The following is a 24,922-nucleotide window of genomic DNA, read 5'->3' as shown; positions in this document are numbered from 1 at the left end:
CCGAGCGCCGTCGTCACCGTGTCGAGGCCAGCCAGCACGAGCACGTAGGCGAAGTTGAGGATCTCTCGGTACTCCAGGGTTCGGCCGCCGGGCATCTGGGCCTTGACGAGGACCGAGATGATGTCGTCGCCTGGCTTCTCGATGCGCTCGTCCAGCAGCCCTTTCAGGAAGTCGTGCAGGGCCTTCCCGGCGTCGATGCGCGCTTTGGTCTGCGCGTCCGTGTCCCCGTGCTGCACCCCTGCCGTCGTGGTGTGCAGAATAGTTCCCGCCCAGTCGCAGAGCTGGTCACGCTGCTCGACGGAGAAGTCGAGGCCCACCTGCCGCAGGAACACCGCGCTGGGCAGCGGCTTGGCGAACTCCTCCATGAAGTCGAACTCGCGCTTGGCAACCATGCCATCGACGAGTTCACGGGCGAACTGCCTGACCGCAGGCGCCACGTCGGCGACGGCATGGGGGCGGAACAGGGGGTCCACCACCATCCGATAACGACGGTGGTCCGGCGCATCCACTTCCAGCGGAATGAGCGCGCGGCTGTGCCCGGGCGTCGGCGGTGTGTCCGCTGGCCACGACGAGAAGGTGGCCGCGTCGTGGAGGACCTCTGAGATGTCCTCGAACTTCGAGAGAATATAGAAGCCGCCGTAGTTCTCCGTGTGTGCGACCGGGCACTTCTCACGCAGCACCGCGTAGCTGGGGTGTGGGTCAAGCGCGAAGGCGGGGTCGTAGTGGTCGTAGTCGTGGCCGAGCACCGCCTGGGCGGTGCACCGACTGGTCTCCTGCACCTGCTCGCTCATGCCGGCACGCCCCCTGTCATCAGCTCTGTCCTCGCGGCCGCCGGCCCGTCGAGCAGTCCCGCGACCGCGGCCGTGTCCTTGTAGAAGACGTCCACCCTGCGAATCAGCCCGTCCCTCACGTCGTACAGGTCCACGACATCGAGAGGGATCACGCGCCCCGTACTCCGCGCGGCGATGGTCCCACTGACCCGGACGAGCACACGATCTCCCGCCGCGCTCACCTGCGGAGCGTCGAGGCGTACCCGGTAGTCGCGCCCGACTGCGCGCAGCACCCCCACGAGCCCGTCCCTACCCTCCCAGTCACCGCCAAAGGGCAGACTCGACGCCTCGGAGAAGACCAGGTCGTCGGCCACGAGCGACAGGCAGGTCTCGATGTCCCCCACCGCCAGGCAGCTTGTGAAACGAGCGACGATCTCAACATCGTCCGCGCCGGCTTCCATCATCACGCTCCTCCAGACCGCGCTCCTCGGGGCGCCTTCGCTGGCCGTTGCGGAATATATGGCAAGGCCGTATGTTTCAGGAACACTTTCTACTATGAATTCGATTAGACGTCAACGCATCGCCGGAGGTCATCATGGAGGCCCGCACCCATGCCTCACGCGTTCGGCTGACCGCCCTTGCGCTCCCGCCTGCCGCTGGCACAAGCTCCGATGACGGTGACAGGCACCTGGCTCCGGCGTCCTGGTGCGGGACCAAGAGCGGCTATAGCACAGCAGAGCCCCATTAGATCCCCGCACGCAGCAAGGCCTGGTTCACCGGTCAGGACCGCAGCTTCTACGTCGTCCGGCTCGCAGGAGTCGCTCTCAGCGCCATCAGGGAGACGCTATGATCAATTTTACCGCCGAGCAGGAGGAGCTTGCTCAGCTCGTGCGGCGCTTCGTCGCCGAGCGCGCGCCGCTGTCGCACCTCCGGCAGTTCCTCGACGACGGCGGCCACGACACGACGATCTGGCAGCAGATGTCCAAGGAGCTCGGACTCCCCGCGCTCGCCGTCCCCGAGGAGCACGGCGGTATGGGGTATGGGCCCGTCGAGCTCGCGGTGGTGCTGGAGCAGCTGGGCGCCGGTCTCTACAACGGCCCGTTCTTCTCGAGCGTCTGCCTCGCCACCAGCGCCCTCCTGCTGGCCATGACGCGGGACGAGTTGGATGACATCCTCCCCCAGCTGGCTAGTGGTGAGCAGACGGCAGCCCTTGCGCACGCTGAGCCGGATGGGAACTGGGACGGCGCCACAGCAACGACCACGTGGCGTCCCGACGGTGAACGCGCCCGGGTGAGCGGCACCAAGACGCTGGTCGTCGACGGCGCGACCGCGGATCTGATCGTGGTGACCGCAGCACGGCCCGATGACCCGTCTGCCCTGTCGCTGTTCGTCATCAGCGCTGACGACGACGAGGTCCAGCGTCGCAGGCTGCCTACTCTCGACGCGACACGCGCCCTGGCCGCCATCGAGTTGAAGGACGCCCCTGGGCGCCTGGTCGGCGAGGAGGACAAGGCCGGACCGGTGCTGCGCCGTGCGTTGCAACAGGCTGCCGTCCTGCTCGCCGCGGAACAGCTTGGCGGTGCGCAACGGTGCCTCGACATGGCCGTCGCGTACGCTGGGACGCGAGAGCAGTTCGGGCGCGCCATCGGGAGCTTCCAGGCGGTGAAGCACCGGCTCGCGGACACCCTCCTCGATGTCGAGACCGCCCGCTCCGCGGTGCTCCTGGCACTCACCTCATGGGTGGCCGGCGAGGATCTCGGTGAAGTCTCGAGCCTGGCTCGAGCGCACTGCTCTGAGGTTTTCGCCCGTGCCGCGTCGACCAACGTGCAGGTACACGGAGGCATCGGCTTCACCTGGGAGCACGACGCGCACCTGTTCCTCAAGCGCGCCAAGGGGTCCGAAGCCCTTCTCGGAAGCCCGTCCGCACACCGCGAACTGCTCGCGGCGGCCCTCGGGCTGGGCGCCTAGGAACGCCGGTCAAGTAGTACGGGACCCGTCCGCAACTACCCGCACGAGCCATGATCCAAACGACTTTGTCGGTGTGCACGCTTGTCGGTCAAATTGGCGTACACATCGACAAGGTCGCGCCGATCTTCTCGATGGCCGGCACTCATCGACGCATGTCACCGTTCGCCAAGCCACGTATGGTTACGTGACCGGCGCTCCAGTTGTTCTGTCCCGTGAGGCTGGGGATACGGCTGACGGACGGATGACCTCCGAACGCGGTGTGGCAGCGCTGGTGATTGTAGGTGTGCAGCCAGCCGGGCAGCGCAGCACGGCGTTCGGTCTCGCTGGTGTGGACGCGGGCGTAGGCCCATTCCTCGAGCAGGATCCGGTTGAACCGTTCCACGGTGGGATCAGCGGGGCAGGGCGACGCCCGCCGCCTGGCGATCCCACGTCGCCTCCGTGTTCGGTCTGTCACGCAGCTCGAACTTCCGCACCCGCAGTGTCTGGGTCTTCGGCAGCTCGGCAACCACTTCGACGAACCTCGGGATCATGAACCGCGGCAGCCGCGGAACAAGGAAGCCAATCAAGTCAGCTGGATCGACGACGCGGCCTTCGACGGGGACGACGAAGACCTTGACCTCGTGCTCGCCGAACTCCGCCGGCACGCCGACGCACGCGACCTCAAGGACATCCGGGTGCGCCATCACCTCGGCCTCCACCTGGAAGCTGGAGATGTTCTCGCCCCGCCGCCGCAGGGTGTCGCGCATGCGGTCGACGTAGAAGTAGTTGCCTTCCTGATCGCATCGGAACGCATCGCCGGTGTGGAACCAGCCGTTGCGCCAAGCCGCCACCGTGGCCTCGGGCCTCCGGAAGTAACCGACGTTCATCTCCCATGGCCGGTCCGTGCGGACCACCAGTTCGCCTATCTCACCGATGGCCACCGGCAGATCATGTTCATCGACGATACGCAGCTCAACGCCGGGCCGTGGCCGCCCGACACTGCCCGGCACGATCTCGGCCCCGGGCAGCACCAGCAGCGGTGAACTGATCTCTGTCTGACCGTAGACGGAGCACAGCTGTGCCACACCGAACCGTGCGCGGAACGCGACGGGGTCGGCGACCATCGGGGCCAGTACGGCTACCCGCAGCCGGTGCGCTCGCTCGGCCGCGCTCGGTTCCCGAGACAGCAGGAACGCCGCCATGGTGCCGACGAGCAACGCATGGGTGGCCTCGGTCTCCGCGACGACATCCCAGTAGCGGGAACCGGCGAACTGCTCCCGCACCGCCATACTCGCCCCTGCGGAAAGGCAGACCAGCGCGGTCATCTGTCCGCTCACGTGGAACAGCGGAGTGTCGACCAGCCAGCGATCGGTGGCGCTCAGACCACCGGCCTCACCCATGGCGTTGACCCCGCCCATGTACGTGGCGAGATACGGGGTCAGGACGCCTTTGGCCGGACCGGTCGTGCCGGAGGTGAAGTTCACGGCGTGCACGTCCCAGGGTTCGAGGGGCGGGTCGAGCACGGGTTCCGTGACGGTCCCGGCGCGCAGCTCAGCAGGGGACACCGGGACGATGTCGAGCCCGAGCCCGGCCAGCCGCTCACCGAGGACACCGTCGGTGACGATCACCGAAGCGCCCGACTCGGCACAGACATGCCGGAGACTCTCCCCGCGGTAGGCGACGTTCACGGTCACCATCACCGCGCCCAAGGCGCTGGTCCCCCACCAGGCGCGCAGCCAGTCGAGCCCGTTCGGCAGAAAGAGCAGAACGTGATCACCGCGGCCGACTCCACGTGCCGCCAGTGCCGTCGCCGACCGATAGGCTTCGTCAAGAGCCTGCGCCCAGGTCCATCGCTCGCCATCAGGGCCGAGCACGCAGAGCGCATCGGGCCGTTCGGCAGCGTGTCGTTCCAGAACAGCTCGGGTTACCACGCGGTCGCGGGCGGGAAGCGTCTGTTCTGCCGACGCTGCTGGGTGCAACGACGCCGTCATGCCGTCTGACCGCGCCGTCTGTTCATCGACACCACCCCTCATGCCGGACGGCGCCAGAACGCGGCCAACTGGACGGCGGCAGCGCCCAGCCCGATCCCCGCGGTCAACAGCCCGCGACGCACGCTCGGGTGGTCGTCAGCATGCTTGAACAGACGGTCCACACTGAACCGGCCCGGGCCGAGTGTGCTCAGGGCCACGGCGGCGGCGGCCAGGTTGAGCACGTACTCATAGCCCTCCGCGGTAATAAAGAAGCCGTTGCGGACGTGCACGGAACGGGCGGCCACCCCCATGGTCCCAACAACCGCCGAGGCGGCCAGGGGTGTGCCGGCCCCCACCAGCAGTGCGCCGCCGGCGCCAACCTCCACCACGGCGGACAGCCGTGCCTGCAGCTCCGGCTCGCGGAACCCGATCATCTGGAACCAGTCCGCGGTTCCCTGGATCGTCCTGCCATGCTTGACTCCGTGCGCGATCATTGTCGTGCCGACTGCCGCACGCAGGATCAAGCTCGTCATCCCTGTACCCACCGATGTGCCTCTTTCGAAGGCCGGACGGCCATTCACTGGATCGGAAACGGCCTGTGCACCTTGATGACTTCGGTGGAACCTGGATCCCACGGGATCTCGTAACGAACGAGATCATCCTCCGTCAAGGACTCACGAATAGCCTGCTGCGCCTTCCATGGCAGGGTATGCATCATTTTCATGACCCGGTCCTTGCGCCGCTGAACGGCGCGCCGCTCGGGTAGGCCGGCACTTGGTTCGTACTGCGGGTCGACGAACGTGATGTCGTCCCGTGCCGCGGCTCCCTGCTCGCGCAGCTGCGCCATCTCAGCTTGCATCTGCGCCGAGTCCTTCTCCTCCGACATTCCGATGGGCCCGGCTCGGCGGCCCTGCAGGAACTGTTGGACCACGGGTTCCTCCGAAGTCAGCAACACCTCGCGGGGACCAAACATTACGAGGTTACGGCGGAACAGCATCCCGATGTTGTCCGGCAGCTGCCGCGCCGTACCCAGGTGATGCGTGACGATCAGGAACGTCGAATCCATCTGAGCGTTCAGGTCGACGATGAGCTGGTTGAGATAGGCCGTACGAACCGGGTCGAGTCCCGAGTCCGGCTCGTCGACGAGCACGATCTCCGGATCGAGCACGAGCGCTCTGGCCAGACCGGCGCGCTTGCGCATACCGCCGGAGATCTCTCCGGGGAGCTTGTTCTCCGCGCCTGTGAGCCCGACCAGATCGAGTTTCTCCATGACAATCCTACGGATTTCTGTCTCGGACTTACGAGTATGCTCCCGCAGCGGAAACGCGGTGTTGTCGTAGACGTCCATGGAACCGAACAGCGCACCGTCCTGGAACAGCACACCGAAAAGCTTACGCAGCTCATAAAGCCGATTCTCGGAGCATCGGATCAAGTCGGTGCCATGGATGATTATACTACCTTTTTCGGGCTTCAATAGACCAATGATAGACTTGAGTAACACCGATTTTCCAGTGCCCGACGGCCCGAGCAGCACGCTGATCTCGCCCGGGGGCAGGGTCAGCGTGACGTCACTCCAGATGTTCGCCTTGCCGAACGACTTGCTTAGATTCCTGATCTCGACTTCAACACCGGTCATCGATCCCCCTATACGTGGCACTACACAGTGAGCGTCGGCGTTCACACCGGGGTGAGCTCGGCGACCAGCCACTGCCCACTGACCCGCTGGAGGGCCATCCGGACCCGGCTACCGTTGAGTACGGGATTCTTGCTCGCCACCGATTGCGTAGTCTGGTTGAGGAAGAGCAGCATGGTCACCTTGTCGGGACTGTCAGCGGAGATGACCGAGGACGCCGCGACGCTCGTCTGGGTCGTCACCTGTTGCTTGACCGCTGCTGGCATGACGGTGTCCCGCATGAGCGCGGAGTACTCGTCCCTGAAGTGCCCGGTCAGCAGATCGTCACGTTTTCCAAGATCGGACACTGAAGAACGGTAATCGTAGGACAGCAGGGTCACAGCCATCTTCTCGCCGGCCGTCCTACCATCCGCCCTGGCCTGCTCGACCGTGTTGTGCCGATCGGTCGCCAGCACCAGGATGCCCAGCCCAACGGCGAGTACGACCGTGAGCGACCCGAGCCCGATGAGAACCGTTCGCGGATACCGATGCGCGGTTCGCCAGATTGCCCGGGGGTCTCCAATCGCCACCATTTTCCGTAAGGCTTTCCGTAAGGCCCTCACGGCACGAAATCCACTCGTGAGACCAGCCAGGATCCGTCGCCGTGATGTTCCATCTGTAGCGCCATTCGGTAGGTTCTGACCTCGCCGTTCGGCACCGCCGTGTTCCGCACGGTGGACTGCACGGCCAGAATAATGTGTGCGATGCTCGCGTTGATGTCCTGTACGCCGGCCTCGGTAACCTGGCCGGTCGTGACGACCTGGTTCTGTTTGACGATATCGACGTAGGAATCGAGGTTCTGGGTGAACAGATTGCGGAAGTCACCGGTCGCGCTCGAGACGAGCCTGTTGACGTCCGCGTCCGCGGTGCCAAAGTTGATCGAGGTCAGGTTCAGCGCCACCTGACGAGCGGCGGCCACGGCATCGGCGCGACGGGCATCGACGGCGTGGCCGTTCTGCCAGCGCAGACTGAACACAACCGTGGTGGCCACAAGTACGACAACAAGCACCGACAACGCCACCAACGCTATCCGGAACGCCCGCCCCCGCCTGAGCGGACGCGATCCTTTGGCCGCGGATGCCGGCGTCACCGAGACCGGATCATCGCTGACCGGACCGTCCGGATTCGGGAGCTCGCCGCCACCCTCATTGTCCACGAATGCCTCGTCCGGCTGTTCTTCGGCGAGTGTCCGGACCTCGTCTCCGGTCTTCGCGTCCCTGGTCGTGGACCTGGGATTGCTTTCCCTCGTATCTTCGGCGGGTTCCTCGGCACCGTGTTTCGGCAGGGCCGCCGGCGCGTCGTGGGTCAACAACGTCACCGCTCGGCCGGAGCGATCAGTAGTCCTTGCCATGTCAACTCCCTCTGCTGAGGCGGTGGTGATCCGACGACCCCGAGCACCGTGAGGGGACCCTCGAGGACAGTGATCCCGCCGAGACCGGTCTCGCCGGGAACGAACACGCCTTTCCCTGTAATCGGCTTTTCGCCATCGCCCCGGCACCCCTGGATCGTCCCTGCTCGCCGTCCTGGTGGAGAACCCGGCTCGAAGCACTGCAGGTTGCGCGCTCCCCGCGTCACTCGCGGGTCGTTCTGGGGCAGCTTGCAGTACGAGTTCGCAGGCAGCTCTTCATCGCTGATGATGCTCGACGGACGCGGACCGCCCGGCTGGCCCTCCGGTACCCATCCGTCCATGCACACCGGTGGGTTGACGTTGGTCTCGAGGTTGAACTTGAAGACCCCGGGCGAGAGGTACTCGGGGGCCGTCGTGAGGTTCTCGACTGTCAGCAGCGGATACACGACGAGGATCTGCTCGATGGGAGCGTGGTAGGCCTTCGCCAGCTTGGCCAGCACGTCGCTGCTGCTGAGCAGGGTTGGCGTGGTCAGGCTCAGCTGCTGGAGAAGGTCGCCTGCCCGTCCAGCCGCTGGGGGCACATTCGCCAGCATCGCCCGGATCTGCGGGTCGTCCTTCGCGAGCGTGCCGGTGAATGACGACAGGTCATCCGCCCATTGCCGGATGGACGGATCGCTCTGCCGGATGGCGTCCAGCAGAGCCGGGGCGTTCTGGATCAGCTGCCGGGTCGGCTCGTAATTGGTGTCCGCGGCGTCCAGCAGTGCCCTGGTGTTGTCGGCCAGCCGCCCGAGATCCGGACCAAGTCCGTCGAAGGCCGCGGCGGCCTCGTCGAGCACGGTGGTGAGACTGTGTGGGTTCAGCGACGTGACGAGGTCGTCCACGCTGTCGAGCACGGACGCGATCGGGGGCGGAGTGCTGGTCTGCCGCATGTCGATCCGATCTCCGTGCCGGATCGGAGGGCCGGGGTTCGCGGTCGGGACGAAGTCGACATACTGCTCGCCGATCGCCGAGACGCTGTGCACCTCGGCCCGGCTGTCGCGCGGCGGGGCCTTGTCCTTGTCGATGGACAGCGTTGCTCGGACTCCCGTCGGGACGAGGTCGATCTTCTTGACCTTGCCGACGGTATAGCCGCGGTAAGTAACGTTCGCGTTGGGGTAGAGGCCCCCGGTCGACGGGAAGTCGGCCGTCACCTGGATCTGGCCGACGCCCAGGAGCGTCGGAACCCGGAGGTACACCAATGCGATCATGAGTGTCGCGGCCAGGGTGAGAATCGCGAACGCCACAAGCTGGAAACGCACGAATCTGGTGATCATCGGCCTGTTCCCCCGCCCAGGAGCCCATTGAGGAGGTCTCCGAGACCGCTGTTCGGTTGCTGTGTCGGGGACGGCGTCGGCGAAGGCTGGGCTGGCGGCCTGGCTGGTTCCACCCCGCGTTGATCCGCTGGTACCGGCTTGGTGCCGCCTTCGAGTGCCGGCCCGGTGACGCCGGGGACGCCGTTCGGCAGGACCGGCGCCGTCAGCGGGTTCACTGCCTGACCAGCCACCCCCATCCCGGCCGCGAGCAATTTCTCTATGTTGCCCAGCTGGCCCGCGAACGGCGTGCCGGTCAGGAAGTTGCGGTCGAGTGTGCCCAGGGTGAGGTCGAGGGTCATGTAGAAGTTGGCGAAGTCGCCCTTGATGACGTCGCCGAACGTCTTGAGTGGGAACAGGGCGGTCCCGATCATGTCCAGGGAATTGGTCAGGGACTGGCCCGCGTCGGCGAGCCCTTTCAACGAAGGCCCCAGGTTGTCGATGTTCTGGGCCAGTGCGTCACCGCCCCGGCTGACCACGTCGTGTGCGGCGTCGCCGAAGTTCGACAGCGACTGCAGGGTGTTGACCAGATTGATCCGCTCCCGGTTCAGCACGTCGAGTGCGGGGGGCAGGTTGTCGAGCGCGGACTGGATCTGCCCGTTGTAGGACGCCAGATTGCCGGCCATCCGGTCGAGCCCGTCGATCGCGCGGACGATGTCGCCCTTTTGCTTGTCGAGCCCGGTGACAAACGTGTTCAGCTGGGTGAGCAGATCACGGAACTGCGGTTCCCGTCCCCCGAGCGCCCGGTTCAACTCCGTAGTGATCGTCTTGAGGTTCGCAAGCCCGCCACCGTTGAGCAGCAACGCCACCGAGGCCAGGAGGTCCTCGGTGCCGGTGTACTTCCCGGTCTGCGCGAGCCCGAGCGTCGAACCCGGCGCGAGCCTGCCGGTCTCACCCTCCGCGGGACGGTCGAGCTCGATGTACTTCGCGCCCAGCAGGCTGGCCTGACCCACCCGAGCCGTCGCGTTCGCCGGCAGCACCACGTCGGGGTTGAGCCTGATCGTGACGAGGGCGTGCCATCCGTCGAGCTGGATGGACTTGATCGTCCCTACGTTGATGTCGTTCAGCCGGACCGGGTTGTTGGGCACCAGATCACCGACATCGGCCATCTCGAGCTTCACCTCGTAGGAGCCCGGCCGCGAGCCTTCCGAACCGGGCAGGGTGAAGTCGTTGAGCCCCTGATAATTACAGCCAGTAAGCACGAGGCCCACGGCCATGGCAAGGATGGGCCAGCACAGCAGCCGCCTCATCATCTGCCTCCAGACGGCGGGACGAGCAGACCACCCAGGCCGGGTAGGCCCAGGCCGGGCAACAGCCCCTGGTTGTTCGCGGTGGCGTTCGGCGGTGGGTCGACGCCCGGCCGTTCGGTGGGGCCACCGCCGCCGGGCACTACGAGCGGGTTGACGCCGATGGGCGGCTGCTGGACGCGCAGGACCTGCAGCAGCGGGGCCAGGTAGTTGGCACAGGCCGCCGCGGCGTCGCCCGGGTTCTGGGTGAGGTTGACCGCGTAGGCCGAGCACACCAGGTCGGCGGGGTTGTTGAGGTTGTCCACGGCGAGAGCGCCGGTGTAGGCACCGCTACGTGGCGAGAAGATCTGCCAGAGGTTGGTCAACGTGTTCGGCCCGACGTGCAGCACCTGGGCGATGTCATCACGCATGCCGGCCAGGCTCCGGGTCAGCTGACCCAGCTGATCGACCGAGGTCTCCAGGGGTTGGGCGTTCTCCGCGAGGAACTGGTCCACCTGTACCGCGGCGTCGTTGACTCCGGTGATCGCCTGAGTGAACGCGTTCCTGTTCTCGTCCAGCACCTCGGACACCGAGCCCAACTGGTTGTTGAACTCGACGATCTGCTGATCGACCGCGCCGAGGGCCGTGACGAAGGTTTGCAGGTTCCGCACGGTCGCGAACAGATCGTCGCTGCCGGAGGCCAGAGTTTGCGCCGCCGCCGAAGCTTCCCTGATCATTGCGTTGAACTTCGCGCCCTGGCCGTCCTGCGCATTCCTGGCCATTGTGTCGAGGAATCGGCCCAGCACGCCCTGACTGCCGTCAGGAGCAGGCCCGAAGGCCGCCGAGACCTTCTCCAGCTCGGACTTGAGGTCGTCGAACTCCAGCGGTGACGCGGTCCGCTCCAGGGGAATGGTGCCCCTGTCGGGGAACGTAGGCCCGCCGTTATAGGCCGGGGTCAGCTGCAGGAAGCGGGTCGCGACCAGTGTTGGTGAGACGATCGCGGCCTGCACATCCGCCGGGAGCTTGTACTTGCTGTCGTAGCTGAAATCCACTCGGACCCGGCCAGGCTCGGGACTGATCGCAGTGATCTCACCGACGTCGACACCGAGGATCCGTACCCGGTCTTTCGGGTAGATGTTCTTCACGCTCGCGAAGTAGGCGGTACCGGATCTGTGCCCGTTAAGGACGAAAAAGGAGAAGGCGCCGGCGGCGATGGCGAGCACCGCCAGGAGGGAAACGATCCTACGCCTACCCTGGGTGGCGCCCATGAAGCGTCGCATGATCAGTTCACTCCTTGACCAATGACCTGGCCGAGCGGTGGAACAGGCAGGGATGGCGCCGGCTGCTGCGGGAACGGCGACGGAACGGCCAGCCCCGGAATGAACTGTGCCGTCGGGAAGACTCCCAGTCCGCCCACATCGGCGACACCGGTGAAGAACGGTCCCGAGGCGATGCCTTCGCCGAGACCCGTGATGAAGGTCGAGACCCGCTGGATCGCGGAGATGATGTTACCCTCGTTGCTCCGCAGAATCCCGATGGTGTGGTTGAGCTTGTCGAGTGCTGGCTTCAGCTTGTCGCGCTGCTCGCCGGTGAAACCCACGATTTCGTTGGTGAGCTGGACAGTCCGGTTGAGCAGTTGCTGGATGGTGTTCCGCCGGGCGTTGAGCTCGGCCAGCAGGAGATTACCGTCCTGTACGAGCGATGTGAGCTGCTTTGACGTGCCCGCCAGTACTCCGGTGACCTGCTGCGCGTGCTGGAGCAGCTCCCGCAGCGCCTGGTCTCGGGAGGCCACCGTATGAGACAGACGCGTGATCCCCTCCATGGCCGGGCCGATGTCGCCGGAGGTCTGCGCGAAGGCCTGGCTGAGCGTGTCGAGCGCCTGACCGGCGTCATCGACATTGATCTCGCCTGTATGCCGGGTCAGATCCTCGAGGCCCTGCGTGAGGCTGTATGGCGCCTGTGTACGCGAGGACGGGATCGCATCGCCCGGAGACATCTTCCGGGTGCCGGTGGAGACAATCCCGAGTCGCCGCTCGCCGAGCAGGGTCTCGGTCTTGATCTGGGCGGTCGACTGGTCACGCAGTATCACGCCTTTCGCGGTGAACGTGACCTTGACCTGATTGCCCTTCAGTCCGACATCGGTGACCTTGCCGATCTTCGTGCCCGCCATCGTCACCGTGTCGCCGGCGCGGAGGCCGCCGGCCTCGGTGAACATCGCCGAGTAGCTGTCGCCGGCGATGATCGGCAACGCTGCCAACTGGAACGACCCGTACAGCAGACCAACCAGCGCCGCGATGCCGACCACCGCGATCGTTACCGGGTTGCGCTCCCGAAATTTGATCATCATCGCGCACCACCGCTCAACTTCTGCTTCTGTTCACGCTGTGCCGGGGTTTCCAGTGGAGCGGTCCCGAACTTGCAGCGGTCCGCGTTGGGGGCCGGACCGATGTAGGGGGTGTAGAACGGTTGGCCGTTGGGGCCGGTCAGTTTCAGTCGCAGCGAACACACGTAGAGGCCGTAGGTGCTGCCTCGCGCGCCGAGTCGGCCGATGCGCAGGTAGGCGCCGGGCAGCATGCTCAGGGCCGCGTTGATGTCGGCTTCGCCTGCGTTCGCCTGCGATGCGGCTCGGTCGAGCTGGGTGACGGTGTCGCGCAGCGGCCCGCGGACCTTCGTCAGCAGATCGCTGAGGGAGGTCACGAGCTGGTTCGAGCCGGCGAGCGAGTCGCCGAGCCGGCCGCGATCGTTCGCCAGGCCGCTGACCAGCGTCTGGAGCCGGTCGATAGTGACCTTCAACTGCGGCCCGTGCTGGTCGAGCGTGCCGAGCAGGATGTTGAGGTTGTCCACCAACTGCCCGATCACCACGTCACGGTCCGCGAGAGTGTTCGTCAGCGACGCCGCTCGCTTCAGCAATGAGTCGATCGTCCCGCCCTGCCCCTGGAACACCGACACGATCTCGGTGGACAGGCTGTTGATCTGGTCGGGAGCAAGGCCTTCGAACAGTGGGTTGAATCCGGCCAGCAGCACATCGAGGTCCAGTGCGGGAGCGGTCTGCCCGATCGGGATCATGCCATTCTTGGCTAGTGGCGCGGATGGCCCGTCCCCCTCCTGGATCTCGAGAAACCGGTCACCGGTGAGGTTGAGGTAGCGGATTGCCAGACGCGCGTTCCGCGGGATCTGCCGACTGGCGTCGACATCGAAGGCCACGACCGAGCGTGCGCTGTCCTGGACCTTGACGTCGTGCACCGTGCCGACCCTCACCCCGGCGATGCGGACCGTCTGGCCGGGCCGGAGGCCGGAGGAGTCGCTGAAGACTCCGGAGTAGCGGCGGGTGTCGTCGAGTCCGAAGCGCTGGCCGAGCTCAATCGAGATGAACCCGAGGACCAACAGGGTCACGACGAGGAAGATCGCACTCTTGATCAGAGGCCCGGTAATGGCCAGCGCGGATTTGCCCCCTGTCACCGCGCACCTCCCTGCAGCCGTGCCTTCTCCTGGTCCGTCAATGGCACGCCCGCCAACGGACCGAACAACTGCACGACCAGCGGCGGATCTCCCATACGCAGCCGGTTGTCACCGGGATACGGGTTCGCCTCACCACCCTTGTCGAAGTCCTTTGTGGCCTCCGCCGGCACCACGCGCCCGTCGTAATTGGGCAACCCATAGCACTGCGGGCCGATGTCGGCGGACATGTTCGGGAGGTTCCGCGGGTTCTTGTACGTGACGTCTCCCGGCTCGATGGCGACGAGACCGGTGATGCCGGGCACCTTCCCCTGCGTGGCAATCATCTGCTTGTCCGCCTTGTCGATGCCCTGTAGCAGGCAGGCGAACTCCGGCGAGTACCGCTTCAACAAAGCCGTCGTGGGTAACGCGTTCTGTACGACACTCACCAGAGCATCAGCGTTCTGCCCGAAGAAGACACCGCCCTGGTTTCCGGTCTTGCTCACCTGGAACAGGAAGGAGTCGAGCTGAGCCTGCTGCTCGACCAGCGTCCGGCTCGTCACCGTTACGCTCTCGAGGATGTGTGACAGGTCCGGGGCGATGTCGGCATAGAGGTTGGCGACATCAGCCGTCCTGGAAAAGTCATTCTGCAGCTGCGGCAAGTTCTCGTTGAACTTGTTCAGATAGGCGGCGAGGTCGGCGCCGGTCTGCCCGAGCTCGTCACCGCGCCCCTGCAGCGCGCCGGCCAGGTTCCCCAACACCGCGCTGACCTTCGCCGGCGAGGCGGTGTCCAGGATGCGCTGGAGATGATCGAACAGTGTGTTGACCTCGACGGCCACCCGGTCCCCGCCGACCTGGTCACCAGCCTGGAGGGTGCGCGTGGTGGGATGCTCGGGATAGGTCAGCTCGACCGACTTCGCACCGAACGCCGTGAGCTGGTTGAGCTGGACTCCAACGTTAGCCGGGATGTCCTTCATCTTGTCGGGATCCATCTTGAGCGTGATCAGCACACTTCGGCCGTCCTCGGTGCGTGTCATCGACCCGACACGGCCCACGTCGACACCGCGCAGCTGCACCCGATTACCTCGATACATCTGCAGTCCGGTGCGGTCGGCGCGCAGCGTGACATCCACAGTGCTGATGAATGCTTGCCGGTATGCGGCGATGCACAGCGCACCAAAGCCGCTCACGACCGCGATGAGTATCAACGCATAAAGCCGTAGCCGCACCCGACCGAACATCGATGTCTGCACAGCGCTACCCCGAGATCCGAAACGCGTCGGAGTTCGCGTACAACGCCATCGCGATGCACAGCTCAATCGTCATGACCGCGATGAGCGAGGTCCGCACCGCGCGCCCGACCGCCTGGCCGACACCAGCCGGGCCGCCGGAGGCAGTGTAGCCATAGTAGGTGTGGATCAGAATGATGACTATCGCTATACCCACGGCCTGCGCGAACGCGAACATGACATCCTGCCACTGCATAAACGTGTTCATATAGTGGTTGAAGGTACCCTCGGAAAGCCCGAAGAAGTTGACCTGGGTCACCTTCCAACCGATCCATCCACCGACCATGGCCATCGCGAAAATCGGAATGATAGTGATCATTCCGGCGACCAGTCGAGTCGTGACCAGATAGGGCAGCGAACGCACAGCCATCACTTCGAGAGCGTCGATCTCCTCGGCGACTCGCATTGCACCGAGCTGCGCCGTGAAGCCACTGCCAACCGTCGCGGCAAGCGCGGCACCGGCAACGATCGGTGTCAGCAGCCGCGGGGTGATGATGGCAGAGGCGAATCCACCGAGCGCCTCGAGCTGGAGGTTCTTCAACGCATCGAAGGTCTGTACCCCGCCGGTGACACCGGCGAACAGTGTGATGAAAAGTGTTATGATCGACGAACCACCGATCACCGCGAGGGCGCCAGTGCTCATCCCCACCTCGGCAATCAGTCTGACCTGCTCAGTTTTGTAATCCTTGACCGCCTTTGGCGTCCAGGCCAGTGCCTGGCCGTAGAATGAGGCTTGGCGGCCCAGGTCGTCCAGCAGCCGCAATGGCGCACCAAAGACGTGGACCAGACCACGCCGAAATCCTCCAGCCATCAGTGGTTCCCTCCAACGATCCCCAATGAGTACGGCACCTGGGTCAACAGGATGTTGAGCGGGAACAGCGCCAGGAAGGTGTAGACCACAGTCTCGTTCACCGCGTTGCCCACACCGCGTGGGCCGCCGGCACAGGTCATGCCGCGATAGCAGCCGACGAGAGCACCGACCACACCGAAGGCGACAGCCCGGAGCTCACCGTGCACCAGGTCCGCGAACCCGACCAGAAGCTTCATCGAGTCCACGTACTGCCCTGGACTGGCTTCCTGGAGGAAGACCGCGAAAAAGAACCCACCAGTCAGGCCGATCAGGATCATCACGCCGTTGAGCAGAAACGCGCACAGGGCGGTCGCGAGCATCCGGGGCACGACCAGCCGCTGTATGGGATCGATGCCCAGGACCATCATCGCGTCAAGTTCTTCACGGATCCGGCGAGCGCCTATGTCCGCGCAGATGGCCGTCGAACTGGCTCCGGCGATGATGAACGTCGTCGCAACCGGGCCGATCTGGGTGATCGTGGCGAGGCCCGATCCGGAACCGCTCAGGTCGATCGCGCCAAGCTCCGACAGGATCAGGTTGAACTGGAAGGTGACCAGCGCGACGAACGGGATACCCAGCAGAATGGCCGGACCGAGTGAGACACTGGCGACGAACCAGGTCTGCTGGATGAACTCGCGCCATTGGAACGGCCGCCGGAAAACGGCGACGAACGTGTCGAGCGTGAACGCGAAGAAGTTGCCGATCGGTGTGGCGATTCTGGTAAGCGAGATCATAGCCATAAAGGGCACACCGCCTGGGGCGCAACGCCGGCACAAAAACGATCACCAGCCGGAACGCGCCTGCCGGAAGCCGAAGCGGCCGGCAGCGCGCACCGACGGCCCGTGGACCGGCTCAGGCAGGTCGGCACAGTTGCTCTCAGCACTGAGAATTTCCCTTCAGCTACAGCCCCGGTGGTCGCGAAGAGCGAGATCAGCGGACCGGTGGACCCTGACATCAGGCGTTGTTCGTCTTGCTGGGGATCGACCAGTCGGGATGCGAGTCGTGGATCCGCGGCTAGGGCGTCCGACAGTATGAGCACTCGGGACCAGGGAGGACATCTGCCGAGCGCCTGTACGCCTCACGGGGCTAGCCGATGATCAACAAGAATCTAATGAAATTTTGCTAGTTTCGATGCAGCATAGCGTGATTCGCGCCACTGTCAAACACCCGGACCGCTCGGTCGTGCGCACGCCCAGGCCTTCTAAATAGATCTTGAAATCATTTTCAACATCAATAGTCCCCTGGAGACAGAATATTGATTTTTTGTAGTTAATTTTATGTTCTGTAGATAAATGCTGTGTCGCAGCCCCGACACAGCGATCTGCTGACTGGCAACTACGACTGCTGGACAACACCCATCTGATGCGGATGGCGGGGCGGTTCTCTCACCGGATACGCACCTGGGCCCCAGCCACCAGGTCCCGGCCATCGACATCGCCGCACTCCCGGCCCTGCGAGACCAGGTCATCGGCCCCATCCGTGCCAGTGTCCGCAGCCCGCGGATCGACGCTGGGCCCGTGTCGACCGCAACTACGAGGCCCCGCACGCCGGCAGGCATGCTCTCGCACCCGACTTCGGCATCGTCACTCGCGTCAACACGACACAGACGACATCTTGCCAATCAGCACACCCCAAACGCCCGGGCTGATCCGCCTCGCCCTAAATCTGAGTCGAATATTATGTGGAGTACCCACCGTCGACGTTGAGCGTCTGTCCTGTCACGTACGACGAGCGGGGCGAGGCAAGGAACGCCACCACCTCTGCGACCTCGTCCGCCGCACCGAAACGGCGGAGCGCGATCGCTCGCTGGGCGGCCTTCAGCGCGCGCTCGTCGTAGTCACCCGTGCTCAGCAGGTCCTCCCAGATCCCGGCCTCGATCGTGCCGACCCCGACGCAGTTCGCGCGCACACCGTTCTTGCCCTCCTCGGCCGCGATGGCACGGGCTATCTGCTCGACGGCGCCCTTCGGCGCCGCCGAGAGCAGGTCCCGGGCAGCCCACCGACGGAGGACCGTCGTGACGAGGCAGACCACGGATCCTCTCGTTGCGCGCAGCGGCGCGATTGCAGGCCGCAGCAAGTTGAAGCAGGCCGCGGCATCGCGCAACAGCTGCTCAGCGAACAGCCCCTGGTCGATGCTCCCGACGTAACGCATGGGAATCTGTGGGCCTGCGGCGTACACGACGGTGTCCAGCCGGGCGAACGAGTCCACGAGCGCCTCGACGTCCGCTGCCTCGGTGAGGTCCACAGGGTGCGCCGTGGCGTTGCGACCCAGCGCTCGCACGGCCTTGGCCGCCGCCTCAGCCGCGTCCGCATTGCTGCGGTATGTCAATGCGACATCGAAGCCTTCACGTGCGAGGGCTTCGCAGGCAGCGGCGCCGATACCGCCGCTGCCTCCCGCGACGAGTGCCTGTGGCTGATCGCTCATCGCGCCTCCGCAGTCCATGCCTCGCGCAGCCGCGCGTACCCGCTCACGACCTCCACGCCGTCCTGGTTGGTGGTCGAGAGTGCGAGTTCAGCTTCTGGGCCATAGGGGCCCTTCGTCACTGACGTCACCGTGGCTGAGACCGTCAGGGTGTCTCCCGGCCAGACCTGGTTCTTGAAGCGGACCCCGAAGGCGCTGAGATCCGCCTCGTCAATCCAGCCGGCCACCATCTTGGCGGTCAGCCCCATCGTGAGCTGGCCGTGCACTATGACCTTGTCGTATCCGGCGACCTGTGTGGCGTAGACCTCGTCTGTGTGCAGCGGGTTGAAGTCACCGGATGCGCCGGCATACATGACGAGCTGGGTGCGCGTCAGATCGTGCACGACCACCTGGGAGTGGCTGTCGCCCTCCGTGAGCTGTTCGAGTCTCACCTTGTCACCCTTCCACCGGTCGCTCGGTGACCACCCGCACACGGATTGCTGTGACGACGAGCTCACCGCGCTGGTTGGTGAACCGGGTGATCTCCTCTTCGAAGCGAAGCGTCCCGGCGCGTGCGCTCTGCTTCTCCCAGCGCTTGCCGGGCTCCCGGTCCACCGTGAGCACGTCCCCGGGCCGGATCGGGCGGTGGTACTCATAGTGCTGCTCCGCATGAAGGCTGGTGCCGCTGCCGCTGCCGCTGCCGCTGGCCGGCGGCGGGAAGCCCGGACCGCGACCGGACCCGTGCCAGGGCACGCCAGGGCGCGGACGGTACGGCCAGTCGGGGTCGAAGTGCGCCACGCTCGCCACGAAGGTGGGTGGGGCCAGCACGCCGCCGTGCGCCTGCGCGGCAGGGGACTCCTCGTCGTACCAACGGGGGTCAAGATCCCCCAGAGCGCGGGCGAACATGAGCACCGCGCCTGCTTCGACCGGGAACGAGAAGCTCACCGGGCACCTGCCTGCCTGGGCTCGCGAGGCAGCCTCAGGACACCCTCACCGAGGATGTTGCGCTGCACCTCACTGGTCCCGGCGTAGACGGTGCCAGAGTGGGCCACGAGGAAGGCGTCCTGCCAGGGGTCGACCGGGTGGCCAGGTCCTTCTGGACGGAGTAGCGCGTCGGTTCCCGCGATATCCAGCGCCAAGGCCCCGAGTTTGAGGTGGTACTCGCTCCAGAACAGCTTCCACGTGGACAGCTGCGGACCCGGTTCCCGTCCAGCGGCAACCTCGGAGACGGTGCGCTCCCACGATGCGCGCAGCAGCCGAACCTGGGTATGTGCCCAGGCCAACTGCTGGCGCACCACCGGGTCGCGATCCCGGCCCCTGGCGCGCGCGAGTTCGACGAGCGCGGCCAGCTCTCGTTCGCGCGACTGCACCAGCATGGTCGTTGCGCGCCCTGCGGCAGCGCGCTCGAAGGCCAGCGTCGACTGCACGACCCGCCAGCCCTCACCCAGGCCCCCGATGACGTTGTCCAGCCGTGCGCGCGTCCCGTCGAAGAAGACCTCGGCAAACTCCTCCGCACCGGTCATCTGACGGATGGGGCGGGCGTCGATGCCGTTCTCCCCCGGTGTGAAGGGGACGATGACGTAGGAGAGGCCTCTGTGCTTGGGCGCGTCGGTGTTGGTCCGGCAGAGAACAAAAATCATATTTGCCGTGGCGAAACGACTGGTCCAGACCTTCTGGCCGGTGATGACGACCTCATCACCCTCGATCACGCCGCGGGTCCGGGCCGAGGCCAGGTCAGACCCTGCACCGGGCTCGGAGAAACCCTGACAGTAACGGTGCTCGCCCGACAGGATCGAAGGCAGCAGACGCCGTTTCTGGTCGTCGGTGCCGTGCAGGATGATCGACGGTCCGACCATCGACTCGCCTTGCACTCGGTCGACGCGCGGCAGGCCAGCGCGGAAGAACTCCTCGTCGAGCACCGTCATCTCCGGCGCCTCCCAGCCGCGGCCACCGTACTCCTCCGGCCAGGCCGGGCAGACCAGACGCGCCTGGAGACAGCGTTCTTCCCACTCTCGGAAGAGCGGGTGCCGCTGAGCCTGAGCGTGCTGCTCCTCACTGACAGCCCGCATCACCGAGCCCGGCAGGTCGACGCGGGCCCGCCAGTCCAGGATGTCGGAGAGACCCTGGGGCGCGTTGGCCGCAATCCAGCCGCGCAGCAGCTCACGCAGCTGCGCAGGCGGCGTACCCGGCGGTATCTGGAGATCTGCTGTGCTCATGCTGCCCCGACACTGGTTGCGAGGGCCTGTACAGTGCGCGACGGGCTCGGCCGGCCCAGTTCCTCCGCCATCCAGAGGCTGGTGCGCACGAGCGCGTGCAGGTCGACGCCAGTCTCGATGCCGAGCCCGTGCAGCTGCCAGAGCAGGTCCTCGGTGGCGAGGTTGCCCGTCGCGCTCTCGGCGTAGGGACAGCCACCCAGGCCACCCGCGGAGCTGTCGACCGTCGTGACGCCCTCCTGGAGCGCTGCCAGGACGTTGGCAAGCGCCTGTCCGTAGGTGTCGTGGAAATGCACACCGAGCTGGTCCCGTTCGATCCCCGCGGCGATGAGGGCGCGCACGAGGGCGCGCACGTGGCCGGGGGTCCCCACCCCGATCGTGTCGCCAAGGCAGAGTTCCGTACAGCCCAGCGCCACAAGGCGCGTCGCCACGTCGACGACCTGCGTCACAGGCACCTTCCCTTCCCACGGGTCGCCACAGACCATGGAGACATATGCGCGCACACCGGCTCCAGCTGCGCGTGCCTGCTCCACAACCGGCGTGAACATCTCAATCGACTCAGCGACGCTGCGGTTGAGATTGCGCCGTGAGAACGTCTCGGTGGCCGAAGCGAAGATCGCGATATCTCGCACACCTCGGTCGAGGGCCCGCTGCAGGCCCTTGGCGTTCGGCACGAGGACCACATAGCGCACCCCGTCCACCGGCTGTAGGCGGTCGATGAGGTCCTCAGCATCCGCCAGCTGTGGCACCCACTTCGGGTGCACGAAGCTCGTCGCTTCCACGGTCCGCAGGCCGGCAGCTACGAGCCGCTCGACGAACTCGGCCTTCACCACCGTGGAGATGACCTGTTTCTCGTTCTGAAGACCGTCACGCGCGCCCACCTCATAGACACGGACACGCTGCGGAAGGTTGTCGCGGGCGACAACCTGCGGCGCGATCATGACCACAGCGTGCTCCTTACAGCCCGAGAGAGCGGCCGATGATTTCCTTCATGATCTCGTTGGTACCACCGTAGATCTTCTGGACACGCGCGTCGACAAACGCTCGCGCAATGGGGTACTCGGTCATATAGCCGTAGCCACCGTGCAACTGGAGGCAGTGGTCGACGACACGGTTCTGCATATCGGAGCACCACCACTTCGCCATGGCCGCCTCCTCGGCCGTGAGCTCACCAGCGATGTGTGCCTCGAGACACCGATCGACGTAGGCCTGCGCCACACTCACCTCGGTCGCCGCTTCGGCGAGGGTGAAGCGGCTGTGCTGGAAGGAGCCGATGGGCTGCCCGAAAGCCGAGCGCTGGCGCGCGTACTCGAGTGTCCATCTGAGCGCCGCCTGTGCCGCGGCCACGCTGATCGCGGCAATGGCCAGGCGTTCCTGAGGGAGGTTCCTGCTGAGGTAGCCGAAGCCCTTTCCCTCTTGGCCAAGCAGGTTCGCGACAGGGACGCGCGCCTCGGCGAAGAACAGCTCTGCGGTGTCCTGGGCGTGCATGCCTATCTTGTCCAGGTTCTTCCCGCGCGCGAAGCCCGGGGTGTCGCGCTCCACAACCAGCAGGCTCAGGCCGCGCGCGCCAGCGGTGACATCGGTCTTCACGACGACAATGACGAGGTCGGCGTTGATGCCGTTGGTGATGAACGTCTTCGAGCCGTTGACAACGTAGTCGTCGCCGTCTCGCACGGCCGACGTGCGCACCGCGCCCAGGTCCGAGCCGGTTCCTGGCTCCGTCATGGCGATCGCTGTGATCAACTCGCCCGTGACCAGCCTCGGAAACCAGCGCTCGGCCTGTTCGTCGTTGGCCAGTTGAAGCAGGTAAGGCACAGCTGTGTCGTTGTGCAGGGAGAGCCCCAGCCCTGACGCGTTGACGCCCGCGGCCTGCACCTCCTCGTGCATGACGACGTTGTAGCGGAAGTCCGTCACCCCTCCCCCGCCGAAACGCTCAGGGACATCAAGACCGAGGAAGCCGTTCGCCCCTGCGGCCAGGAAGAGTTCGCGCGGCACGATGCCGGCGTGCTCCCACTCCAGGTGGTGAGGTACGACCTCCTTCTCGAGGAAACGCCGGAAGCTGTCGCGGAACAGATTGTGCTCCGTCTGGAAGACATTCCGCTTCATGTCGGGATACTCCTCAAACCACGCGTCGTTCGCGCAGGCGTGCGATCCGTTCGGCCGTGAGACCCAACTCGGCCAGGATCTCGTCGGTCTGCTCACCCAACGCTGGGGCATGACGGGCCACGTCGAACGGCTGCCCCGAGACCGGAGCCGGCCATCCCGTGCCCGTGTAGGGGCCCGCGACCGGGTGCGTCGTCTCGTGCACGATCTCGCGGGCACGCAGGTGCGGGTCGTCGAGCGTGTCCTGCTTGGAGTTCGCCGGGCACAGGGGGATGTCGTGTGCGCGCGCGATGTCCATCCACTCGGCGAGCGTGCGCTCCTTGAACACGGGGACAAGCTCGTCCAGCAGATCAGCCTTGCCGCCGTCGGCGAAGTCGACGGCGAACGACGTGTTCTTGACGTCGAGCAGGTCTTCCCGGCCGACGGCTCTGCAGAAGTTGTCCCAGAACTTGTGCTCGATGGCGGCGAGGAGCACGATCCGGTCATCCTTGGTCGCGTACCAGGTGTACTTGGGTCGCTTGTGCGGGTCCATGCCTACCGGCGGAGGCGGGTTGCGTCGATCCGTAATGCGTGTCGAGTTCCACGCCATCACAGCGTCCAGAGCCTGGTTGGCCAGCACCGCGTCCGCGCCCGCCGCGTCGATGCGGGCACCTTCGCCTGTCTGGTCTCGGCGCCGCAACGCCGCGATCGTCGTGAGGGCGGCGTACAGTGCGGTGGACAGCGGCCCGTCGATCGATCCGGAGAAGTACAGCCCCTCGGGGTTGAGGACTTGGTGCACCACGCCCCGCTCGTCGACCTTGTACTGCTCCTGGCCGGCCACTGCTCCCATCATGTAGCCGTGTACAGGGATCTGGCTGTACGCTCCGCGGGCCCCGAAGCCGCTTGCCTGGCAGTACACGATGTTCGGCTTGGCCGCGCGCTGCGCCTCGTAGCCGATTCCGAGAGCCTCACACGCATCGCCGGCGAAGCCATCCACAAAGACGTCCGCTGTCTTCAGCAGGCTGAAGAACAGGTCGCGCCCCTCGTCCTGCCGCAGGTCGATCGTGACGCTGCGCTTGTTGCGGTTACAGAGCAGATGGAACACGCTGTTCTGCGGCGTGATCCGATCACCAAGCTCGCGCAGGTAGTCACCGTAACCCGGGCGCTCCACCTTGATCACATCGGCCCCGAGATCCCCGAGCAGGCGACTGGTCTGGTCACCGGTCGGCAGCATCGCGCACTCGATGACGCGCACACCCTGCAGCAATTCGATCATGACTGGCCCAACCCCCGCAGGAAGCGACGCGCCTGGATTCCGGGGAACCACTCGATCGCCTCGCCGTACTGCTTGCTCCCGTCGTCGAGCGTCCACTCGCAGAGCGACCAGTACTGCAGGTAGCGGGCCCAGGGCACCCACTTGAGGACGTTCTTACACTCGCCCTCCGCGCGGATGGTGCGCCCCATGCCGTCGGTGCCCTCGATGGCCAGCTTCCACGGCACTCCGTCGGGGCGCCGTTCGAGGACCTGCCGGGTGCCGGAGACGACATGGCTGACCTTGTCGTCCTTCTGGATCCATCCGGTGATCGCCGGCTCGATCGTGCCTATGATCGGGTCCGTCGCCAGCGGCTCGGTGCCTATGTTGTACATCTGGAAAGCGAAGCCCTTCCCGTCGTTGAACCACGGAAAGTCACCACGCGGGTTGTCCTTGTAAAGGCGGGGCCCCCAGCTGTGGTCGCGGTTGGATCCACAGTCGACGTCGATCTCCTCGCCGTTGATCCATACCTTCCCGCTGACCCGGCCGCCCTGCTCATAGTGGTGCGGCCCCCACTCCTGCGAGCCGTCCGGGAAGCCCGCGTTGGCCACGTCCATGGTAGCGTCGAAGCGCAGGTCGAACTGGCAGCCGTCGCGGTCGTACTGCATCAGGAAGGTCTTCTGGGGCTCGACGCACTTCAGCGTGAGCCCGTTCGGCGTGCTGTAGTCGAACATCTCCGTCCCGTCCTTGCGGATGTCGAGCGGCGCAAACTCCAACCAGTCGTGGTAGAGGCAGTCGTACATCTGTTCGCCCGACGGGTCCCAGAGGGCCGCACCCGTCATGGAGAAGTTCATGTTCGGCCGGTGGTTCATGTAGACGAAGCCCGAGAGGTTCCGCTCCGCGACATAGAACGGGAACCAGGCGCTCTCGTTCCAGAAGGGGCTGTCCGTCATCGAGCCCTTGTGGAAGTAGTCGTCCTCGGGACGCACGAAGTCGACCATGAACCCTCCTGGCTGTAGTCAACGCCTCGGCCCGGTGCCGCTGCTGTCTAAATGAACGCAGATTTTGTTTAGGAGTGCAAGCTCCGACCGCATGACGGACCCATGGCAGGTGGTGCCG

Annotated in this window: 24 protein-coding genes and 1 pseudogene; 1 reads left to right on the top strand and 24 read right to left on the bottom strand. The window is 65.5% G+C overall.

Translation table 11 applies throughout. The features are described from left to right. Nucleotides 1-791, bottom strand: a 791-nt coding sequence (locus AC5LUJ_RS04655) for a cytochrome P450 family protein (RefSeq protein ID WP_493464516.1), incomplete at its 3' end; no start/stop codon positions are given. Beyond that, nucleotides 788-1,234, bottom strand: coding sequence for a nuclear transport factor 2 family protein (locus AC5LUJ_RS04650; protein WP_250287488.1), 447 nt, complete (start codon nucleotides 1,232-1,234; stop codon nucleotides 788-790). The genes AC5LUJ_RS04655 and AC5LUJ_RS04650, both read right to left, overlap by 4 nt. Nucleotides 1,235-1,616: 382 nt before the next feature. Between AC5LUJ_RS04650 and AC5LUJ_RS04645 the strand changes: the two genes are divergently transcribed. Next, nucleotides 1,617-2,738, top strand: a complete 1,122-nt coding sequence (locus AC5LUJ_RS04645; protein ID WP_131790733.1) for an acyl-CoA dehydrogenase family protein — start codon at nucleotides 1,617-1,619, stop codon at nucleotides 2,736-2,738. 142 nt (nucleotides 2,739-2,880) lie between these two features. Here AC5LUJ_RS04645 and AC5LUJ_RS04640 read toward each other — a convergent pair. The 22 genes and pseudogenes from AC5LUJ_RS04640 to AC5LUJ_RS04535 all read right to left on the bottom strand — a co-directional run. Further along, nucleotides 2,881-3,120: pseudogene (locus tag AC5LUJ_RS04640) on the bottom strand (integrase core domain-containing protein); the annotation flags it as partial. A gap of 7 nt (nucleotides 3,121-3,127) precedes the next feature. Then, the gene (locus tag AC5LUJ_RS04635; protein WP_445548168.1) at nucleotides 3,128-4,708 is read right to left on the bottom strand and encodes an AMP-binding protein; all 1,581 of its coding nucleotides are present in this window, start codon (nucleotides 4,706-4,708) and stop codon (nucleotides 3,128-3,130) included. Between the two features lie 38 nt (nucleotides 4,709-4,746). After that, entirely contained in the window at nucleotides 4,747-5,220 is a 474-nt protein-coding gene (locus tag AC5LUJ_RS04630) for a DoxX family protein (protein ID WP_047221742.1), read from the bottom strand. Between the two features lie 44 nt (nucleotides 5,221-5,264). Beyond that, complete coding sequence (locus tag AC5LUJ_RS04625) at nucleotides 5,265-6,323, bottom strand: ABC transporter ATP-binding protein (RefSeq protein WP_445548167.1); 1,059 nt, start codon at nucleotides 6,321-6,323, stop codon at nucleotides 5,265-5,267. A 41-nt stretch (nucleotides 6,324-6,364) separates the two neighbouring features. Beyond that, a complete protein-coding gene (locus AC5LUJ_RS04620; RefSeq protein ID WP_250284051.1) occupies nucleotides 6,365-6,892 on the bottom strand; it encodes an Rv1363c family protein in 528 nt (175 codons plus the stop codon). Nucleotides 6,893-6,918: 26 nt separating this feature from the next. Continuing rightward, a complete protein-coding gene (locus tag AC5LUJ_RS04615; RefSeq protein ID WP_493464515.1) occupies nucleotides 6,919-7,710 on the bottom strand; it encodes an Rv1363c family protein in 792 nt (263 codons plus the stop codon). Further along, nucleotides 7,674-9,020, bottom strand: coding sequence for an MCE family protein (locus tag AC5LUJ_RS04610; protein ID WP_250284055.1), 1,347 nt, complete (start codon nucleotides 9,018-9,020; stop codon nucleotides 7,674-7,676). Before AC5LUJ_RS04610 ends, AC5LUJ_RS04615 begins: the two co-directional genes overlap by 37 nt. Further along, nucleotides 9,017-10,306: an MCE family protein gene (locus tag AC5LUJ_RS04605; RefSeq protein WP_250289425.1), complete on the bottom strand. Its 1,290-nt coding sequence runs from the start codon at nucleotides 10,304-10,306 to the stop codon at nucleotides 9,017-9,019. Before AC5LUJ_RS04605 ends, AC5LUJ_RS04610 begins: the two co-directional genes overlap by 4 nt. Continuing rightward, on the bottom strand, nucleotides 10,306-11,562 hold the full coding sequence (locus AC5LUJ_RS04600) for an MCE family protein (protein WP_250289422.1): 1,257 nt from the start codon (nucleotides 11,560-11,562) through the stop codon (nucleotides 10,306-10,308). The genes AC5LUJ_RS04605 and AC5LUJ_RS04600 overlap by 1 nt, the downstream gene beginning before the upstream one ends. A 2-nt stretch (nucleotides 11,563-11,564) precedes the next feature. After that, nucleotides 11,565-12,629, bottom strand: a complete 1,065-nt coding sequence (locus tag AC5LUJ_RS04595) for an MCE family protein (protein WP_493464514.1) — start codon at nucleotides 12,627-12,629, stop codon at nucleotides 11,565-11,567. Next, complete coding sequence (locus tag AC5LUJ_RS04590) at nucleotides 12,626-13,741, bottom strand: MCE family protein (RefSeq protein WP_493464513.1); 1,116 nt, start codon at nucleotides 13,739-13,741, stop codon at nucleotides 12,626-12,628. Before AC5LUJ_RS04590 ends, AC5LUJ_RS04595 begins: the two co-directional genes overlap by 4 nt. Next, the gene (locus AC5LUJ_RS04585) at nucleotides 13,738-14,970 is read right to left on the bottom strand and encodes an MCE family protein (protein ID WP_493464512.1); all 1,233 of its coding nucleotides are present in this window, start codon (nucleotides 14,968-14,970) and stop codon (nucleotides 13,738-13,740) included. Before AC5LUJ_RS04585 ends, AC5LUJ_RS04590 begins: the two co-directional genes overlap by 4 nt. Before the next feature lie 4 nt (nucleotides 14,971-14,974). Next, entirely contained in the window at nucleotides 14,975-15,817 is an 843-nt protein-coding gene (locus AC5LUJ_RS04580; RefSeq protein WP_250284069.1) for an MlaE family ABC transporter permease, read from the bottom strand. Beyond that, nucleotides 15,817-16,590 (bottom strand): MlaE family ABC transporter permease, encoded by a 774-nt coding sequence (locus tag AC5LUJ_RS04575; RefSeq protein WP_052914299.1) that lies wholly within the window; start codon nucleotides 16,588-16,590, stop codon nucleotides 15,817-15,819. The genes AC5LUJ_RS04580 and AC5LUJ_RS04575 overlap by 1 nt, the downstream gene beginning before the upstream one ends. A gap of 943 nt (nucleotides 16,591-17,533) precedes the next feature. After that, nucleotides 17,534-18,280 carry an SDR family NAD(P)-dependent oxidoreductase gene (locus AC5LUJ_RS04570; protein ID WP_493464511.1) on the bottom strand — a complete coding sequence of 249 codons (747 nt, stop codon included), beginning with the start codon at nucleotides 18,278-18,280 and terminating at the stop codon, nucleotides 17,534-17,536. After that, nucleotides 18,277-18,708 carry a MaoC family dehydratase gene (locus AC5LUJ_RS04565; protein ID WP_250284074.1) on the bottom strand — a complete coding sequence of 144 codons (432 nt, stop codon included), beginning with the start codon at nucleotides 18,706-18,708 and terminating at the stop codon, nucleotides 18,277-18,279. The genes AC5LUJ_RS04570 and AC5LUJ_RS04565 overlap by 4 nt, the downstream gene beginning before the upstream one ends. Nucleotides 18,709-18,712: 4 nt before the next feature. Further along, a complete protein-coding gene (locus AC5LUJ_RS04560) occupies nucleotides 18,713-19,201 on the bottom strand; it encodes an FAS1-like dehydratase domain-containing protein (RefSeq protein WP_250284076.1) in 489 nt (162 codons plus the stop codon). Beyond that, nucleotides 19,198-20,472, bottom strand: coding sequence for an acyl-CoA dehydrogenase family protein (locus tag AC5LUJ_RS04555; protein ID WP_250284078.1), 1,275 nt, complete (start codon nucleotides 20,470-20,472; stop codon nucleotides 19,198-19,200). The genes AC5LUJ_RS04560 and AC5LUJ_RS04555 overlap by 4 nt, the downstream gene beginning before the upstream one ends. After that, nucleotides 20,469-21,410 carry a hydroxymethylglutaryl-CoA lyase gene (locus AC5LUJ_RS04550; RefSeq protein ID WP_250284087.1) on the bottom strand — a complete coding sequence of 314 codons (942 nt, stop codon included), beginning with the start codon at nucleotides 21,408-21,410 and terminating at the stop codon, nucleotides 20,469-20,471. Before AC5LUJ_RS04550 ends, AC5LUJ_RS04555 begins: the two co-directional genes overlap by 4 nt. 16 nt (nucleotides 21,411-21,426) lie before the next feature. Continuing rightward, the gene (locus tag AC5LUJ_RS04545) at nucleotides 21,427-22,575 is read right to left on the bottom strand and encodes an acyl-CoA dehydrogenase family protein (protein ID WP_250284080.1); all 1,149 of its coding nucleotides are present in this window, start codon (nucleotides 22,573-22,575) and stop codon (nucleotides 21,427-21,429) included. 13 nt (nucleotides 22,576-22,588) lie between these two features. Next, on the bottom strand, nucleotides 22,589-23,827 hold the full coding sequence (locus tag AC5LUJ_RS04540) for a CaiB/BaiF CoA transferase family protein (protein ID WP_250284082.1): 1,239 nt from the start codon (nucleotides 23,825-23,827) through the stop codon (nucleotides 22,589-22,591). Further along, complete coding sequence (locus AC5LUJ_RS04535; RefSeq protein WP_250284084.1) at nucleotides 23,824-24,804, bottom strand: DUF7064 domain-containing protein; 981 nt, start codon at nucleotides 24,802-24,804, stop codon at nucleotides 23,824-23,826. Before AC5LUJ_RS04535 ends, AC5LUJ_RS04540 begins: the two co-directional genes overlap by 4 nt. Nucleotides 24,805-24,922 lie beyond the last annotated feature (118 nt).

It is taken from the genome of Protofrankia sp. CiP1_Cm_nod3 (assembly GCF_982290655.1).
Note: the sequence above shows the minus strand (reverse complement) of the source record. Positions and strands in the feature narration are given on the sequence as shown.